Origin of the sequence: Myxococcus stipitatus DSM 14675 (genome assembly GCF_000331735.1) — a bacterium.
GTDB lineage: Bacteria > Myxococcota > Myxococcia > Myxococcales > Myxococcaceae > Myxococcus > Myxococcus stipitatus.
The window spans coordinates 9,362,409-9,380,421 of record NC_020126.1 but is presented as its reverse complement, the minus strand read 5'-3'; the positions used below and the strand labels follow the sequence as shown (position 1 = coordinate 9,380,421).

At 70.1% G+C, this 18,013-nt stretch carries 15 protein-coding genes; all 15 read left to right on the top strand.

Annotated elements, in window-relative coordinates:
• The first annotated feature begins 11 nt into the window (after window positions 1–11).
• The 15 genes from MYSTI_RS36310 (at window position 12) to larB (ending at window position 18,010) form a co-directional block, all read left to right on the top strand.
• Complete coding sequence (locus MYSTI_RS36310) at window positions 12–2,873, top strand: serine/threonine-protein kinase (protein WP_015352840.1); 2,862 nt, start codon at window positions 12–14, stop codon at window positions 2,871–2,873.
• A 108-nt stretch (window positions 2,874–2,981) separates the two neighbouring features.
• Window positions 2,982–3,407, top strand: coding sequence for a VOC family protein (locus MYSTI_RS36305; protein WP_015352839.1), 426 nt, complete (start codon window positions 2,982–2,984; stop codon window positions 3,405–3,407).
• A 24-nt stretch (window positions 3,408–3,431) separates the two neighbouring features.
• A complete protein-coding gene (locus MYSTI_RS36300) occupies window positions 3,432–3,779 on the top strand; it encodes an ArsR/SmtB family transcription factor (RefSeq protein WP_015352838.1) in 348 nt (115 codons plus the stop codon).
• 19 nt (window positions 3,780–3,798) lie between these two features.
• Window positions 3,799–4,302 carry an SRPBCC domain-containing protein gene (locus tag MYSTI_RS36295; protein ID WP_015352837.1) on the top strand — a complete coding sequence of 168 codons (504 nt, stop codon included), beginning with the start codon at window positions 3,799–3,801 and terminating at the stop codon, window positions 4,300–4,302.
• 390 nt (window positions 4,303–4,692) lie between these two features.
• A complete protein-coding gene (locus MYSTI_RS36290; RefSeq protein WP_015352836.1) occupies window positions 4,693–6,315 on the top strand; it encodes a hypothetical protein in 1,623 nt (540 codons plus the stop codon).
• Between the two features lie 215 nt (window positions 6,316–6,530).
• On the top strand, window positions 6,531–8,429 hold the full coding sequence (locus tag MYSTI_RS36285; RefSeq protein WP_015352835.1) for a Hint domain-containing protein: 1,899 nt from the start codon (window positions 6,531–6,533) through the stop codon (window positions 8,427–8,429).
• A gap of 128 nt (window positions 8,430–8,557) precedes the next feature.
• A complete protein-coding gene (locus tag MYSTI_RS36280) occupies window positions 8,558–10,069 on the top strand; it encodes a hypothetical protein (RefSeq protein ID WP_015352834.1) in 1,512 nt (503 codons plus the stop codon).
• Window positions 10,070–10,113: 44 nt separating this feature from the next.
• A complete protein-coding gene (gene thiL / locus MYSTI_RS36275; RefSeq protein WP_015352833.1) occupies window positions 10,114–11,064 on the top strand; it encodes a thiamine-phosphate kinase in 951 nt (316 codons plus the stop codon).
• 117 nt (window positions 11,065–11,181) lie between these two features.
• A complete protein-coding gene (locus MYSTI_RS36270) occupies window positions 11,182–12,507 on the top strand; it encodes a methyl-accepting chemotaxis protein (RefSeq protein WP_015352832.1) in 1,326 nt (441 codons plus the stop codon).
• A complete protein-coding gene (locus tag MYSTI_RS36265) occupies window positions 12,504–13,049 on the top strand; it encodes an MmcQ/YjbR family DNA-binding protein (protein WP_015352831.1) in 546 nt (181 codons plus the stop codon). Before MYSTI_RS36270 ends, MYSTI_RS36265 begins: the two co-directional genes overlap by 4 nt.
• A gap of 58 nt (window positions 13,050–13,107) precedes the next feature.
• Complete coding sequence (locus tag MYSTI_RS36260) at window positions 13,108–13,530, top strand: chemotaxis protein CheW (protein WP_015352830.1); 423 nt, start codon at window positions 13,108–13,110, stop codon at window positions 13,528–13,530.
• A gap of 75 nt (window positions 13,531–13,605) precedes the next feature.
• Window positions 13,606–13,974 (top strand): response regulator, encoded by a 369-nt coding sequence (locus MYSTI_RS36255; RefSeq protein WP_015352829.1) that lies wholly within the window; start codon window positions 13,606–13,608, stop codon window positions 13,972–13,974.
• A 46-nt stretch (window positions 13,975–14,020) separates the two neighbouring features.
• The gene (locus MYSTI_RS43475; protein ID WP_015352828.1) at window positions 14,021–16,636 is read left to right on the top strand and encodes a chemotaxis protein CheA; all 2,616 of its coding nucleotides are present in this window, start codon (window positions 14,021–14,023) and stop codon (window positions 16,634–16,636) included.
• The gene (locus tag MYSTI_RS36245; protein ID WP_015352827.1) at window positions 16,633–17,232 is read left to right on the top strand and encodes a chemotaxis protein CheC; all 600 of its coding nucleotides are present in this window, start codon (window positions 16,633–16,635) and stop codon (window positions 17,230–17,232) included. The genes MYSTI_RS43475 and MYSTI_RS36245 overlap by 4 nt, the downstream gene beginning before the upstream one ends.
• A 25-nt stretch (window positions 17,233–17,257) precedes the next feature.
• Window positions 17,258–18,010 (top strand): nickel pincer cofactor biosynthesis protein LarB, encoded by a 753-nt coding sequence (gene larB, locus MYSTI_RS36240; protein ID WP_015352826.1) that lies wholly within the window; start codon window positions 17,258–17,260, stop codon window positions 18,008–18,010.
• The last annotated feature ends 3 nt before the right edge of the window (window positions 18,011–18,013 follow it).

Here is an 18,013-nt window from a genome sequence, read left to right as displayed (position 1 = left end):
AGTGAGGGCGCATGCGGTGTCCCACGACGGAGAATCTCCTCGCCTTCGGGCGAGGTCTGTTGCGCGGTGACGAGGCCACTGCCCTCCAGGGGCATCTGGACGAATGCCCCTCCTGCCGCGTGCTGGTGGCGGAGGCGGTGGCGTCGGTGGATGAGGGGGTGAGCCAGCCCCCGGCCGCGCTCTCCTCCAGCTTCCTGGGGCGCGGCGACGTGCTGGGCCGCTACGTGGTGATGGAGCGAATCGGCGCCGGAGGCATGGGCGTCGTCTACGCGGCAAGAGACCCGGAGCTCCACCGCAAGGTGGCCCTCAAGATTCTGCGCTTCGACACCGTCCAGCCCGCGCGGCTCGCGGAGTCCCAGGCCCGGCTGCTGCGCGAGGCGCAGGCCACCGCGCGCGTCGTCCATCCCAACGTCGTCGCCATCCACGACTTCGGCCGCGTGGACGAGCGCGTCTTCCTGGCCATGGAGTTCGTCGAGGGCACCACCCTGGGCGCTCGCCTGCGCGCGGGGCGCATGCCGTGGCGCGAGGTGCTGGGCCTCTTCCTCCAGGCGGGGCAGGGGCTGGCCGCCGCGCACGCGGCCGGGCTGGTGCACCGCGACTTCAAGCCGGACAACGTCCTCATCGACACCACGGGGCGGGTGCGCATCACCGACTTCGGGCTGGTGCGCATCCTGGACGGCGCGGAGGAGTCACCGCCGTCGGCCGTCGCTGCGGCGCCCGTCGTGGAGGGCGAGTCCAACGACTCCCTCACGCAGACGGGGACGCTCTTGGGCACCCCCGGCTACATGGCCCCCGAGCAGTCGCGCGGCGAGACGCCCGACGCGCGCAGCGACCAGTTCAGCTTCTGCGTCGCGCTGTACGAGGCGCTCTATGGCGCCCGGCCCTTTCCCCGCGCGGCTTCGGCGGAGCTCGCGCTCGAGCAGGGGGCTCGGGCCGCGCGGACACTCCAGCGCGAGGCTCGCGTCCCCGACCGCATCCACCTGGCCGTGCTGAAGGGGCTCTCTCCGGAGCCCGAGGACCGCCACGCCTCCATGGAGGTGCTGCTGCGGGCGCTGGGCCAGGAGCCGCTGCTCTCACCCCACCAGCTCCTCCATGTCGCGGGCATCGCGGCCGCGCTGCTGGCGGTGGGGGTGGTCGCCTTCTTCGCCACGCGGCCCACGCTCTGCGAGGACGACCCGCGCGCGCTGGCGGGCGTCTGGGATGAGAAGACCCGGACCTCCGTGCGGGACGCGCTCCTGAAGACGGGGCTGCCCTACGCGGCGGACACCTGGCGCGGGGTGAGCGGCTCGCTGGATGTCTATGCGCGCGACTGGATGGCCGCGTCGAGGCACGCGTGTGAAGTCACGCGCATCCATGGCCGCCAGACGGAGGGCATGTACGAGCGGCAGCTGCTGTGCCTGGAGCAGCGACGCCGGGAGGTCTCCGCGCTGGTGGGGGTGCTGTCCACCGTGGCGGCGCCCGTGGCGCAGAACGCGGTGCGCGCGGTGTCGGGCCTGGAGGACCTGGGCCGGTGCTCCGACGTTCAGGCGCTGACGTCCTCGCGCCCGCTGCCCAAGGACCCGGGCGTGCGCGAGAAGCTGGAGTCCCTCCAGAAGGACATCGCCACCGTCCGCGCGCGGCTGCACGCGGGGCAGCCCAAGTCCGCGCTGGAGCTGGCCTCCACGCTGCCCGCGCGGATGGAGGGAATGGACTTCCCGCCGGTGCACGTGGAGATGCTCCGCGTGCTCGCCCAGTCGCAGGCGGAGTCGCATGAAAAGGAGGCGGTCCAGACGCTGCACAAGCTCATCCAGACCGCGCAGGCGGCGGGAATGGACTGGCACGTGGCGGACGGCTGGGTGTCGCTGCTGCGCGTCGCCAGCTTCTTGGACAAGGGCGCGGACCCGGAGGACCAGTACGGCAGCCACGCCACCGCGGCGGTGCAGCGGCTGGGCGGCGATGCTCCGATGGAGGTCACCCTGGCCACCAACCTGTCCAGCCTCCTTCAATCGAAGGGCAAGAATCCGGAGGCGCTCGCCGAGGGACTGCATGCGCTGGAGCTGGCGCGAAAGACCTATCCCCCGAAGGACGCGCGCCTCTCCACCCCCCTGCTCAACGCCGGGAGGATGCTGGGCATCGCCGGTCGCTTCGATGAGGCCGTGGCCCTCCTGCGCGAAGCCCATGAGCGCTACGTCGCGAACTACGGGCCCGACCACCCGGATGTCGGGGTCGTCCTCAGCCTGCTCGCCGTGCAGGAGACCTACCTGAACCGCTACGAGGACGCCGTTGCTCACCAGACGCGCGTGCTGGCCATCTACGCGGCCGTGCATGGCGCGGAGTCGCTGAACGTGGCCTCCGCGCTGCACAACATGGGCAACATGCTCAGCCATGTGGCCGGACGGAACGAGGACGCCGCCGAGCACTTCCGCCGCGCGGTGGCCCTTCGCGAGAAGCTCCTGGGCCCCGAGGACGCGCGGGTCGCCAGCTCCCTGTCCGGGTTGGGCCAGGTGCTCCGGGCCCTGGGACGGCCCACCGAGGCCCTCGCCGCCCACGAGCGCGCGCTCGCCATCCGCGAGAAGGCCAAGGGCCCCGACTCCCTGGAGGCCGCGTATGACCGGGGCCTGGTGGGCGAGTCGCTCATGTCCCTGAAGCAGCCGCGCAAGGCCCGCCCCTTCGTCGAGCGCGCGCTGGCCGTCTACGAGAAGAAGTCCTTCGGCACCGACGAGCTCATCCTCGCGGACATCCGCTTCCTGCTCGCACGCACGCTGGAGGGAGAGCCTCACGAGAAGGCGCGCGCGCGAAAGCTGGCCCTGTCCTCGCTGGAAATCTACCGGCGCTTCCCCAAGGCCCGCGAGAAGGAGATTCCCGAAGTCGAGACCTGGCTCGCCGCGAGGTGAGCCCCCGCCGCCAAGGACCCGGCCCAATCCCGGGCTTGCAGATGGTTAACGTGAGCGTTAAATATTGCCCGAAAGGTGAATGAATCACCGCGCATGGGAGGTCACATCATGAAGAAGGTTCCAGAAGGTTGTGCGCGCATCACCCCCGGGCTGTTCTACGTGAATGCTCCGGCGGCCATCGACTGGCTGGAGAAGGCCTTCGGCTTCCAGACGCGGCTGAAGGTGGAGGGGGCGCCGGGGATGGTGGTGCACTCGGAGCTCGTGTATGGCGAGGGCGTCATCATGGTGAGCTCGCTCAGCGCGAAGTACCCCGGGCGCAAGCCGGACGCGGCGGGCGGCACCAGCGCGGCGTACCTGATGCTCTACGTGGATGACGTGGACGCGCACTGCGAGCGGGCGCGGGCGGCGGGCGCGCGCATCACCCGGGAGCCGGAGACCACGAACTACGGCGACGACTACTGGACGGACCGGGGCTACGGCGCGGAGGACCTGGAAGGTCACGCGTGGTGGTTCGCCCAGCGCATGAAGGGCTGACGCCGAGCCCGGAACGGACACACCATGGGAGCCGCTCGACGCCTCGACGACACCTTCGCCGCCCTGGCCGACCCCACCCGTCGTGGGGTCATCGACCTCTTGCGCGACAAGCCTCATCGCGCGGGGGACCTGGCGGCCGCCTTCGACATGTCACCTCCGGCCATGAGCCGGCACCTGCGCGTCCTGCGCAAGACGGGGCTGGTGGAGGAGGAAGCCGTGGAAGAAGACGCCCGCGTGAAGGTGTACCGGCTGCGGCCCGAGCGCTTCTCGGAGCTGCGCGCCTGGCTGGACGAGGTGGAGTCGTACTGGGGCGAGCAGCTCCAGGCGTTCAAGGAGCACGCGGAGCGCACGCGTGCGAAGAAGCGGCCGTGAGCCCGTGGAGACACATCCCATGACGACCGAGCAGCGCGCCCGGGTGACGACCTTCCTCGCGGTGGAGCCGGAGGAGGCCTTCGCCGTCTTCACGGAGGAGACCGACCTCTGGTGGCGCAAGGGGCCTCGCTTCCGAGGCTCCTCCGCGCCCACCAGCGTGGTGCGCTTCGAGGGCGGCTCCGGCGGCCGGTTGGTGGAGGAGGACCCCGCGGGCGTCTTCGAGATTGGCCGCGTGCTGACGTGGGAGCCCGGCGCGCGGCTCTGCTTCGAGTGGCGCGGCCGGAACTTCGCGCCGGGGGAGCTCACCCAGGTGGACGTGCGCTTCGAGCCCGCGGAGGGCGGCACCCGCGTCGTCCTGGAGCACCGGGGCTGGGAGGCCCTGCGTCCCGACCACCCGGTGCGGCATGGCCAGGACGTGGCCGGCTTCCTCGAGATGATGGGCATGTGGTGGGGCGGCCTCGCGTTGTCGCTCCGCACCGTGAGCCTGAAGTCGACGCCTCGCGTCGAATCGCGGCGGGAGTAGCGGGCTGTCGGGTGCTGAACGAGACGACACCGTCGCGGTGACACATCGCGACGGTGTCTTCCTTTGCGCCCCAGCCATCTCCATGCGTGCAAGTGGTACGCATTCTCGCGTGCTCACCGGACGCATCTCACCCTGACACTCAAGACGCCCGTGCGTTGATCCTGAACGCGGCCCCGTGCCGAGGGGACGCAAGCGGGAGTGCAGTCTTGACGCACCCAGGGTCAAATCCTCGCCTGTAGCGGGAATTCCTTATGTGTGTCGACGCGGCGGCTCAGCTGGTATTCACGCTGAGTCCGATTGCGTCTTGTGTTTGTTTGTTGAATGCATCATAAGGGCGCGCGCTGGACAGTCGTGGTGAAACCAGTTGTGTCAATTGAAGAGGGGGAGCACATGGACAAGCGCGTTAGGCGCTCGTGTCTTGCTATTGCATCCATTCTGGCACTGACGGGCTGTGGCACGCGGGACGACGTGCAGGAGATGCCCGAGTCGAAGCAGCCGGCGCGGACCACACCACTCCATTCAGAGCGCGGCGGAATCGGCCTGCTCCGTTCATCGGGCGAGAAGTCGCAGATGAACTCGGTGGTGACGGTGAACACGCACCGCTCGCTGGTCGTGACGGACACGGCCATCGTCAACAACTTCTCCCTGCGCGAGGTGATGGACCAGCTCGCCACGCAGAGTGGTGTGACGGGGCTGACGGGCCTGGCCATCTACCGGCAGCTCTGGGACACGCAGAACGCGCGCCCGGGCATCAACCAGGGGCAGCACTGCAACGACCAGCTCTCGCCGGGCGGGCAGCCCATCTTCAACTCGTTCCCGTACCTGTGCCGTCCGCAGGAGGGCGCGCAGGCGGGGCAGGACCCGTTCACCAACCCGAACTCGCTCAACGCGTACAAGGCCATCGGCCTGTTCAACCGCTTCGACCTGGCGCCCGCGGATGGCGCCAACTGCGGTGAGTACCGCATCGTCTTCTCGCGCCGCTCGGGGGATACCAACTTCGCGCAGCGCAACTTCATGATTTTCGAGGCCGTGCTGAACAACCCCCACCCGGAAGAGGGCCTGGACGGCTGCCTCCCGGTGGCGGAGTTCTGGCACCGGCTGACGAACAACGCGGACCTGGCCTCGCGCACCGCGCTGCTCAAGTCCTTCTACTTCCAGGGCCTGCCGGGCGGCTTCCGTCCCGTCGTGCACATCGACAACTACGGCGCGGACCCGTTCACCGTCGCGGGCCAGATTCGCACCAACCAGTTCATGCAGAGCAACTGGCTCCTGCGTGAGTTCAAGCTGCAGAAGGCTTGCAACAACGGCGTCTGCACCCAGCTCAAGGCCATCCTCTCCACGGACAAGGTGAACCCGTTCGGCGGCCTGTTCAACCCGACGTCCACCCACGCCCGCGCGGCGGACTTCCGCTTCTTCTTCGCCACCCAGGTGGAGACGCTGGCCCGGCAGGACATCAACCTCTTCAACATGGACGTGCAGGACCAGTTCAACGGCGGCCAGAGCGACGCTCAGGGCACGGAGAACAACTACACGTTCCAGTTCGGCAACGGCACGTCCGCGCTGCGCTCGCTGATTGAAGGGGAGCTGACCCGCATCGGCAGCCCGCTGACGGCCAACCACATCGTCGCCCGCGCCAAGGCCCTGTCCTGCGCCGGCTGCCACGAGCTGAGCAACAGCGCGGACCTGGGCGGGGGCATGCAGTGGCCCAACTCGCTGGGCTTCACGCACATCAGCGAGCAGACGGAGAACGGGCCGGAGGGCACGCGCTTCCGCATCTCCCCCGCGCTCCTGAACGTCTTCCTGCCGCACCGCAAGCTCATCCTCGAGGAGTACCTGAGCCGCCCGCGCCCGTGCCACAACGTCTGCAACCCGGGCAATCCCATCGCGACCCACTGCTCGCAGTGCGCGTCCGACGTGTGCGACGGCGACCCGTTCTGCTGCTCGGGGAGCTGGGACGTCATCTGTGTGGAGCAGGCGCAGGACGTCTGCGGCGTGACGTGCAACGCCCTGTAGTCGTCCACGATTCAGGTGTCCCGGCGGGCGGTCGTCGCACCCCCACGTCCGCCGGGGCACCCCGCAGTGCGAGTCATGAAGGGGGCGCGAGGGTTCCCGCGCCCAAGGGGGGGCGGGCCCGCTCCTCGGGTGGAGCGGGCCTGACGCAAGGCAGTCATTGAACGTGTCGTGGTTGTCGCAGCCAAGGCAGTCCACCGCATCAGAGGGGGTTCCATATGAAGCTGTACTCGCGTTTCTCAGTACCTGTCACGGCGGCCCTGCCGCTCGTCGCGCTCGCGACTTCCGCCTGGGCCGGCGCGCTGCGCGCCCCGGACCGGGGGTTGGACCGTGCGACCCTGGTGGAGGATTCGCAGTACATGCGCCGCGTCTTCGAGGCGAAGTCGCGCGGCGCGACGGGTGAGGCCATCGCCATCGACCTGGCCGACCCAGGCCAATACCGCTTCGTGATGAACCGCCTGCGTGGCTCCGGCAAGTCCGCCGCCAACTCGCCCAAGCTGTTCCAGCGGCTGGGCATGGCGCGCGAGAAGGCCCTGGCGCGCAAGGCTGGCGGCGCGGAGGCGAGCCTGACGTCCCTGGTGAACAACTGGGGCTGCGACCACTTCCTCACGCTGACCCGTGGCGTCACCACCGCCAACCTGCGCACCTACACGAGCAACCCCTGGGCCTCGTGCCTCAACGGCGCCAGCTACGTGTACACGGACATCGTCGCGTACAACTCGAACCTGCCGGAGACGGATTCCTCCGTCGTCGACTCGGCGTCGGGCGAGGAGTACGCCGCCGGCCAGAGCTTCGAGGACGTCGTCGTGCGTCCCGCCATCCCCATCAACCAGGACCGGCAGGTCATCCTCGACACGATGATGATCGCCATGAACGAGAACACGGGCGAGGAGGTCGTCACCTTCGCGCGTGGCGCCTCGGCGGCGACGACGGCGGGCGCGGACCTGACGATGCAGCACCCGCGGCTGTCGGTGCCCGGCAGCATGAAGTTCAACACCGAGCTGTGTCAGATGCGCGGCGGCATCGACTGTGACTACGCCGCGGTGAGCAACACGCTGGCGCCGTCGGGCAGCAACCCCGCGACGGGCGTGGCCCTGCGCAACACGGCGGTCACCACGAGCTGGGTGGGCGACGCGGCCAACAACTTCCCGGTCTCCGGGGCGTGGCAGCCGACGCATGTGTACGTGCCCACGCAGTTCACCTTCAACGCCGGCAGCAAGAACGGCGTGCAGTGTGTCATCAAGGAGATCATGCCGGGCTCCAAGGTGCGTCTGGTGAAGCCCGTCACGGGCGGCACCTGCATGAGCCAGATGGACCTGGCCCCCGCGCTGGCGAGCTCCATCAACGCCACCTCCGCCAACGTGAAGATCCTCTCGGACCTGTCGCGCGAGACGTCCATCGCGGGCACCGGCACGGAGAGCTGCGCCACGCAGGCCGTCATCAACCAGGCGGTGGAGTACGTCATCACCGTGAGCACCAAGGTGAACTGCGGCACGGCGGCCAACACGCCGGCCACGGTGACGGTGCGCATGATGAGCGACGAGCGCTACCGCTACGGCCTCATGGTGTGGAACAGCTGCATGGCGGAGGGCACGAAGGTGGTGCTCGCCGACGGCCGCACCGTCCCCGTGGAGCAGGTCAAGCGCGGCGCGCGCATCGTGACGAACGCCAAGGGTGAGACGCTCACCGTGACGGACGTCCAGGTGGGCGGCGAGCTGGAGCCCATGGTGAACCTGGTGGACGACAAGGGCCACAAGGTCAGCCTCACCGACAAGCACCCGGTCATCATGGCGGACGGCAAGGCCGTGGCCGCGGGCAAGCTGAAGGTGAACGACCTGGTCAGCACCCGCGACGGCGTGGCCGCGCTGACCTCCGTCACCCGCGAGAAGTACGCCGGCAAGGTGTACAACTTCAACCTGGGCACGGCGGCGGAGCTGGCGCGCGCGGGCAAGGACGCCAACACGCTGTTCGCCAACGGCTTCCGCGTGGGCGACAACAAGATGCAGGGCGACCTGACGGCGCCCGTCGCGGACTCCCGTGACGTGCTGGAGCGTCTGCCGGCCTCGTGGCACCAGGACTTCGCGCACTCGGCGGCGTTCGTGGCCGGTCAGCGCTAGTCCGTCTCCGCTGTCGAAAGCTGTGTCGGGTGCCCGCTCGGGCACCTGTCTCTCGCGCCCCACCTCCGGTGCTCCCGGTGGTGGGGCGTGTGCATCTTCGGACCCCCCCTGAATCGGTAGGAGCACGGATGCGAAACCCGGTCGTGACGAGTCTGTTGGTGATGTTGAGTCTGGCGGCGTGTGGCTCGGATTCTCCCAGGCCCCCACCTCCCAACTTCTGTCCGGAGCGCCCCGTGTACATGGCGCCCCGAGGCCCCGGTCAGCTCATGACGCGCTCGCGTCCGCTGCCCTCCGCCTTCCTCGCCAGGCGCGCGTCCCTGCCCCTGCTGGCGGCCGCGCGCACGCGAGACACGGCCGAGCCGACGGAGTGGGGTGGCTCGTGGTGGGCCTCGCCGTGCTTGATGGGCACGCCGGGGCTGGAGGTGGCGACGCCTCGGGTGGGCGTGGCGGTGGATGGCCGCGCGCTGTCGGTGTGGATGGAGTGGGACGGAATCGACGAGTGGCTGTGGTTCAGCGAGTTCGTTCCGCAGACGGGGTGGACGCCGTCCGAGCGGATGAAGCTCCAGCGCGACTTCCCGGACGACCCGATTCGGGTGCGTCAGCCCCAGGTCGTGGCGGACGCGGACGGGCGCATGCTCGCGCTGTGGCTGCAGAGCGAGGGCTCTCGCGCCGCGGAGCTGTGGTTCGCCGAGCACCTGCCGGGAGAGGGCTGGCGCCCCCCCGCGCGGGTCCTGACCCAGCCGCTGGGGGATGTGACGTTCCTCCAGGCCGCGCGGGACGGCGCGGGCGTGCTGACGCTGGCGTGGACGCAGTTCGATGGCGACACCCTGAGCGAGAACGTCTGGGCCACGCGAGGCGCTCCCTCCACGGGCTGGGACGCCGCGCGCCGCATCGACACGCCGGTGCCGGGCTTCTCCGTGGAGCCGCAGCTCTCCGTGAGCAGCGACGGGCACGTGCTCGTCGGCTGGTACCGCTTCGACGAGATGGAGGGCTGGAGCGGCGCCTGGTTCAGCCGGTGGTCCTACACGGAAGGGTGGAGCGCGGCGGAGCGGCTCAGCCCGGAGGGGCTGGAGAGCTTCTTCGTGGAGCCGCTCGCGGGGCCGGGAGGCTCGGCGCTGGCGATGTGGAGCGAGGGCGGCGTGGCGAACGTGTCGCTGTGGGCGCGGCGCTACGTGCCTGGCACGGGCTGGGGCGCCGCGGAGAAGGTGGAGGAGGCGCTGGGCTCCTCCGCGATGGCGCAGGCCAGCGCCGAGAAGGACGGGCGCGCGATGGTGGTGTGGCCTCGCGCGAGGAGCGGCATCATCCGCCTGTCCGCGCGTCCGTATGACTTCACCCTCGGGTGGCGCGAGCGCGTGGACGTGGACCCGTCGCCCCTGGGCGGGGTGACGGACCCGCAGGTGGTGTCGTTGAGCAGGACCCAGGCGCTCGTCGTGTGGACGCGGGAGAAGGACGGGCAGTTCCGCGTCGGCTCCAGTCGCTACACGCCGGGGCAGGGGTGGGGCCGCACGGCGTGGCTCGACACGGTGCCGTCCTCGCAGAACGGCTTCCCGCAGCTCTCCGTGAACGCGACGGGCGTGGGCGTGGCCACGTGGCTGCATGGTGGTGAGGTGCCAGGCGTCGGTCTCAGCGTGTTCCAGTAGGTGCGCGTTGCCTGGAGGCGGCGGGTGGTCTTTCCTGCCGGGCGATGCTTGGTGAGTTCGACTTCATCCGCCGCTTCTTGAGCCACTTCCCCAAGGCCCGCGTCCCGGTGGGCCCCGGGGACGACTGCGCGGTGCTCGCGCCTTCGCGCGGGCCGCTGTGTGTCACCACGGACTGCGTGGTGGAGGACGTCCACTTCACCCGCGCCTCGTTCTCTCCCGCGGACATCGGCCACAAGGCCCTGGCGGTGAACCTCTCCGACGTGGCCTCCATGGGCGCCACGCCGCGCTGGTTCCTGTGCTCGCTCGCGCTGCCCCAGGGCTTTCCGCTCGCGCACCTCTCGGGCCTGGCGCGAGGCATGTCCGCGCTCGCGCGGGAGCACCACATCGACCTGGTGGGTGGCAACTTCACCTCCGCGCGCGAGCTGTCCGTCACCATCACCGCCACCGGGGAGCTGACTCGCCCTCCACTCACCCGCGCGGGCGCTCGGCCCGGTGACTGGCTCTATGTCTCCGGCACGCTGGGCGACGCGCGGCTGGGACTTGCCCACTTGCGGGCGGGCGTCACCCGAGGCGCTTCGGTGCGCCGCCAGCGCCGACCCCAGCCCCGCGTGGCCCTGGGCCAGCTCGCCGCGCGCTTCGCATCCGCCGCACTGGATGTTTCCGATGGCCTTGCACAAGACCTGGGGCATCTGTGCACCGCTTCACAGGTGCGGGCCACGGTGGAGCTGGCGCGGCTGCCCATGTCGGCGGTGGTGCGACGGGCGCTGGGGGCGGAGGGCGCGCTCGCGGGCGGGGAGGACTACGAGCTGCTGCTGGCGGTGCCCTCCCGTCGAGGGAAGGCGTTCGAGCAGGCGTGTGCTCGAGGGGGGCACGCCGTCACGCGCGTGGGGGAGGTGAGCCGGGGTTCAGGATGGGTGATCCTCGATGAAGCCGGACGCGTGGTGCGGCGGCCGGGCGGGTTCGACCACTTCGGGTCCGCATCCGGGGTGGATTGACCATGCCCGAGAGCAAGGTTAAACCCAGGACGCGTTCGCACCTCCCCTGAAAGCAACCCTGTGCGCCGTCCCCTACGTGACGACACTGCCTCTGGATTGACTCCCCGCCGCGAGCCCGTGCAGCGGCTGCTGCGCGCGGTGGACGGTCCTCGCGCGACGCGTGAGGTCTCGCTCCACCGGAGGATTCTCAACGGCTACGTGGTGCTGGGGCTCCTGCTCACCGTCTGGATGTTCACCTCGGACGTGCTGTTCCGGGAGCTGAGTCCGGGCCCCGCGGTGTGGAAGGACGTGCTGCGCGTGGGCGTGGCCATCCTCATCACCGGCGTGGCGGCGGCGCTGCTGCCCTCCCTGCTCGCGCGCGTGACGCGCGTGAAGGTGCTCAGCCGCTCCGCCTACGAGATTTCGCAGGGCGACCTGTCCAAGCCCGTGGCCGCCGAGGGCGGCCGGATGCGCGACGAAATCGACGAGCTGACGGGCGCCATCATCCGCATGCAGGAGAACCTGCGCGAGCTGGTGGGCAAGATTCAGGAGACGGCGAAGAGCGTGGCCGACACGGCCATCGACCTGCAGCGCTCGGCGGAGAACGTCAACGGCTCCACGGAGGAAGTGGGCTCGTCGATGAACATCATCGCGAGCGGCGCGGAGTCGCAGTCGCAGCTGGTCTCCAAGGCGTCCAAGGTCATCACGGAGATGGCCAGCAGCATCCAGCGCACGACGGTGAGCGCGGAGGACGCGGCGCGCACCACGGCGGAGACGAGCAGCGCGGCGGAGGACGGCTCCAAGGCGGCGCGGCTGGCCGGCGACAAGGTGAAGAAGGTCTTCAACCGCATCGAGTCCGCCAGCCAGCAGGTGTTCGCCTTCGGGGAGAAGACGCAGGAGATCTCCAAGATTGTCGACGCGATTACGCAGGTCGCGCAGCAGACGAACCTGCTCGCGCTGAACGCCACCATCGAGGCGGCGCGCGCGGGTGAGTACGGCCGCGGGTTCGCGGTGGTCGCCGACGAGGTCCGCAAGCTGGCCGAGAGCGCGGGCCGCTCCGCCGAGCAGATCTCCAAGCTGGCGCGCGACATCTCCGGCCAGTCCACCTCCGTGGTGAGCGCGATGCGCGAGGGCATCGCGGAGCTGGCCGAGGGCCGCGAGGACCTGACCAACATCGTGCGCTCCATGGGCGCCATCACCGACACCATCCGCAAGGGCTCCGAGAAGGTGCACCTCATCTCCGAGAGCGCCCGTGAGCAGCACAAGGGCAGCGAGGAGATGGTGAAGGCCATCGAGGAGATCAAGCTGGTGGCGCGCAACAACGCGGCCTCCACCGAGGCCATCCAGTCCGTCATCCAGGAGCAGACCGCCGCCGTGTCCCGGATGACGTCGCTGGCCAGCGAGCTGACCAACCTGTCCGTCGAGCTGCAGAGTGTGGTGCGCAGCTTCCGCCTGGGACCATGACCGCGACTTCCAATGCCAAGCTGCGCGCCGCCGAGGACCGGCTGCGCGAGGTGATGTTGTCGTTCCCCGACGTCACGGAGGAGTTCCCGTGGGGTCACCGCACCGGCAAGGTGCGGGGGAAGATGTTCGCCCTCCTGGTGCTGGACGAGCGGGGGCTGACTGTCACGACCAAGCTGCCCGAGTCCCACGAGGCGGCGCTGATGCTCCCCTTCGCCTCGCCCACCGGCTACGGCCTGGGCAAGAGCGGCTGGGTGTCCGCGCTCTTCGCCCCGGGTCAGGAAGTGCCCGTGGAGCTCATGGCCCAGTGGATGCGCGAGAGCTTCCACGCCGTGGCGCCCAAGTCCGTGCTCAAGGCGGTCAAGGATGCCCCGGCCCGTTCGCCCCAGGTGAAGAAGTCCACTCCGGCGAAGAAGGCCCCCGCGAAGAAGGCTCCAGCCAAGAAGGCTCCCGCGGCGAAGAAGACCCCCGCGAAGAAGGCCCCGGCGAAGAAAGTGGTGCCTGGGGTGAAGCGGGCCCGCACGCCGCGGCGCGCCAGGGCGTAGTGTGAAGGTGGGTCATCGGCGCTTGGCGCCATTGCAAAGCTGATACAACACGGCCTCTGTGCGGCACGTCATCTTCCGGGTGGAGAAAGAGCGCTACGGGTTGCCGCTATCCGCGGTGCGGGAGGTCGTCGTGCCTCCAGAGCGGTTCACCCGGGTCCCTCGTGCGCCCGCTGCGATTACCGGGGTGATGAACCTGCGGGGACGTGTGGTGACGGTGGTGGAGTTGCGGCAGTTGTTGGGGTTGCCGGACGGTGCCACACCGTCGGCCCGCGTGGTTCTTCTGGACCGAGGCCGCAGGGATCTGGGACTGTTGGTGACGGACGTGGATGGAATCGAGGCGGTGGAGCGGGTGAGTACGGCGCCGGGGAAGCTGACGCCGGCCATCCGAGGCGTTGCCCGGCTGGGTGGGTTGGGAGTGACGGTGCTGGACCCGGAGGGCCTGGACGCCGCGGTGGTTGCCTTGTTCACCCATTCCAAGTGAGTAGCCCCCTGGAAAGCGCGGGTGATAGTGTCCGCGCTCCTCTAGGCAAGGCGATTCGGAGGCGGAGTTCTTCACATGGCTAAGCGGGTCCTGGTCGTCGACGATGCCATCTTCATGCGCAACATGATCAAGGACATCTTCGCGTCTGGAGGGTTCGAGGTCGTCGGTGAAGCGGCCAATGGCCTGGAGGCGGTGGAGAAGTACAAGGAGCTCAAGCCCGACCTCACGACGATGGACATCGTGATGCCCTTCAAGAGCGGCATCGAGGCGACGCGGGAGATCATCAAGCACGACAGCAGCGCGGTGGTCATCATGTGCTCCGCGCTGGGGCAGGAGAGCCTGGTGATGGAGGCCATCGAGGCGGGTGCCTCGGACTTCATCGTCAAGCCGTTCCGCGCCGAGGACGTGTTGGCCGTGGTGAAGAAGGTCCTGGGAGAGGCGTGAGCGTCGTCGCCCTCGGGCGTCGTCGCGCTTCCTGGCGAGGTCGGGCATGACGATGGACATGTCCCGTTACCTGGGCCTCTTCATTTCGGAGGCCACCGAGCACCTGGAGTCGCTCGGACGGGACCTGGTACAGCTGGAGCGGGAAGGCTCCTCGAGTGCGGTCGACTCGATGTTCCGTCACGCCCACTCGGTGAAGGGCATGGCGTCGTCGATGGGCTTCGAGTCCATCGCCATCGTGGCGCACCGGGTGGAGGACCTCGTCGATGCCGTGCGGCAGGACCGCGGTCGGCTGGACCGGGACCTGGTGGACCTGCTGCTGAGTGCCTCGGACACGCTGCTGGCGCAGGTGCGCGCCGTGGCCGAGGGACGCCAGCCGGATGATGCGTCCGCGCTCCTGGCGCAGCTGGGGCAGCGAGTCACCGTGATGACGGGCCACGCGCCCACCGCGACCCGCGTCGCGAAGGTGACGGTGCTCAAGCCGGAGGGCTCCGACGGGGGCGAGGGTTCTGGTTCCGCGGGTGGTGGAGATCCTTCGGGTTCGACGGGCTCGGGCGGTGCGACGGGCTCGGGCGGTGCGGCGGGCGCAGGCGGTACTTCAGGCTCGGGCGGTACTTCAGGCTCGGGCGGTGCGACGGGCGCAGGCGGTACTTCAGGCTCGGGTGGTGCGACGGGCGCAGGCGGTACTTCAGGCTCGGGCGGCACTTCAGGCTCGGGCGGCTCGACGGGCGCAGGCGGTACTGCAGGCTCGGGCGGTGCGACGGGCGCAGGCGGCTCGACGGGCGCAGGTGGCTCGACGGGCGCAGGCGGCGCGACGAGCTCAGGTGGCTCCACGTCCACGGAGACTCCAGGCACATCAGGAGCCGGAGATCCCTCGGGCTCCACGAGCTCATCTCCGCCGAGCGGGAGCACGCCCCCCGGCTCCGAGGGCAACCCCCATGGAAGCACGGGTTCGTCCGCGAGCGCGGCGACGCCCGTGCCCCCCCGGCTGACCACGGAAGACGGCGGCGTGCGAGGCGTGCTGGGCATCGGTGCCCCGCCGGTCTCGCCCGCAAGCGGCAACGTCTCCACGGGCACACCACCCGGACTCACGGAAGCCTCGCCGAATGATCTCGGCACCGCGCTCAAGTCGGCCTCCGGGGGCGCGCTCCCCGGTGAGCGCGCCGAGGAGCCGCGCGGGACCACCCAGCGCTGGGCCGTGCGCCTGCGCATCTCCCCCACGTGCCAGGTGCCCGGCGTGCGCGCCTTCCTGGTGCACAAGCGGCTCACCAACCTGGGCACGTTGGTGGACCTGCGGCCCGCGCTGGAGGAGCTCAAGGCGGGCCGCATCCCGGATGGCTACATCCAGGCGGAGCTGGAGACGAACGTCGGCGACGCGGGCATCAACGCCTCGCTGAAGAACGTGGCGGAGGTGGACGTCGTCTCCGTGAAGCTCGCGGTGGCCACGCCGGTCCCCGCCGTCGTCCCGCCCTCGGCCGGCGAGGGGGGCCGCGCGACGGGCGACTCCTCCTCGCGCACGGTCCGCGTGCGCACGGAGCTGCTGGACTACTTCCTCGACACGGTGGGCGAGCTGATGCTCGCCACGGCGCGCCTGCGTGAAGTGGGCAAGGTGCTGCCGGAGACCGTGCGCCCCGCGCTCGAAGAGGGCGTCTACCGGCTGCACACGCTGGTGAAGGACCTGCACGACAAGGTGATGACCGCGCGCATGACGCCGCTGTCGCTCATCACCGACCGGCTTCCTCGCGCGGCGCGAGACATCGCCCGCCGCAAGGAGCGCGAGGTCGACCTGGTCATCACCGGCGCGGAAATCGAGCTCGACCGCGCCATCCTCGACGAGCTGGCGGACCCGCTGCTGCACCTGCTGCGCAACTGCATCGACCACGGCCTGGAGTCCCCCGACGAGCGCATCGCCGCGAAGAAGGGCCCGCGCGGGCGTGTGCTCGTGGCCGTCAAGCGCGCCCGGGACCGCGTCATCATCGAGCTGGAGGACGACGGCCGGGGCATGAACCCCGCGAAGCTGAAGACCGCGGCCGTGTCGCGGGGCCTGCTGACGCCGGAGCTCGCCGCGCGCATGACGGACCGCGAGGCGTTCTTGCTCGCGTGTCTGCCGGGCGTCTCCACGGCGAAGGACGTGACGGACATCTCCGGCCGGGGCGTGGGCATGGACGCCGTCAAGCGCGTGGTGGAGAGCGTGGGTGGCACGCTCGAAATCGACAGCGAGGCGGGCCGAGGCACCCGCTTCACCCTGCGCCTCCCCCTGACGGTGGCCGTGGTGCACCTGCTGCTGGTGGAGGTGGGCGAGGAGGTCTTCGGCCTGCCCATCGCGAAGGTGGTGGGAGCCACGGAGGCGGACAGCGAGGCGCTCAGCCGCAGCCGCGAGACGGCGCTGTTGCCGCACGGCAACTCGCTGCTCCCCGTGCACGCGCTGGACACGCTCGTGGGCGTGCCGGTGCCAGGGCTGCGGGGCGTGCGTCCCTTCGTGGTGATGGAGGGTGACTCCGGACGGGTGGCGCTGGGCGTGGACCGGCTGCTCGGGCAGGAGGAAGTGGTGCTCAAGCCGCTGTCGCGGCCGCTGGACTTGCTGCCAGGACTCTCTGGCGTGACCATCCTGGGGAGCGGCCGTCCGGTCTTCATCCTGGATGTGCCGAGGTTACTGTCCGCGTGAGCCTGTCTCTTCCCAGCGACGCGCAGCTCGATGCCCTGCGCGAGGTGGCCAACATCGGCTGTGGCCATGCCGCCAACGCGCTCTCCCGCTTGATGGGGGGGCGTCAGGTGGACCTGTCCGTCCCTCGCGTGCTGCTCGCGGGGCCCGAGGACGCTGCGGGGATGCTCGGCGGCGACGCGCCGGCGGTGGCGGCGTGGCTCTCCATCACCGGGGCGCTGCGGGGCGTGATGATGCTCGGGCTGTCCCAGGCGGATGGCCAGTCCCTGGAGACGCTGCTGCTGGGAGGCGAGACGTCCGGGCAGGAGGAGCGCGACAGCGCGGTGTCGGAAGCCGCCAACATCGTCGCGAGCGCCTGTCTGTCCGCCATCGGCAAGCTGACGTCGTGGCGACTGATGCCGTCGGTGCCCACGCTGCGGCGGGGCAGCGCGCGGGTGCTGGTGGAAGCGGCGGTGTCCCAGGTGGAGGGCGACGCGAGCCGCGTGGTGGTGCTGGAGGCGCGCTTCATGGCCTCGTCGACGCCCTCGGTGAGCGGGCAGCTTCTGTTGGTGTTGGAGCGGGAGAGCTCGCGGGCGCTTCTGGCGCGGCTGGGCGTGTAGCCCGTTTCGGGGTACACGGGCCCCCATGGACGAGAAGTCGCTGAAGCAGCTCTTGGGGAGCGTGAAGTCGGGCCGTGTCTCGGTGGATGACGCCGTGGGCAAGCTCAAGGACCTGCCCTTCGCGGAGCTGGGCTATGCGACGCTCGATACGCATCGCAACCTGCGCTTCGGGTTCCCGGAGGTGGTGCTGGGCGGGCCCAAGACGGTGGAGCAGTTGCTGGGCATCGTCGGCGCGCTGGTGGAGCGCAAGCAGACGGTGCTGGTGACGCGCCTGCAGGAGGAGAAGGCGGAGGTGCTGCTGGAGCGCTTCCCCAAGGCGCAGTACCACCCGGTCGCGCGCATCTTCCATCTCAAGCAGGGCAAGGTGCGCGCGGGCCGCGTGGCCGTCGTCACGGCGGGCACCAGCGACATCCCGGTGGCGGAGGAGGCCGCGGTGACGGCCGAGGCGATGGGCGCGGAGGTGCGGCGCGTCTACGACGTGGGCGTTGCGGGCATCCACCGGCTCTTGCGGCGCCGGGAGGAGATCCAGGAGTGCCATGTCGCCGTGGTGGTGGCGGGCATGGAGGGCGCGCTGGCGAGCGCGCTGGGCGGACTGGTGGGCATCCCCGTGGTCGCGGTGCCCACGTCGGTGGGCTACGGCGCCAACTTCCAGGGCCTGTCCGCGCTGCTGGCGATGGTGAACTCCTGCGCCTCCAACGTGGCGACCATGAACATCGACAACGGCTTCGGTGGGGGCTTCTACGCGGCCCTCGTCTCGCGCACGAAGGGACGGCGGTGAGCG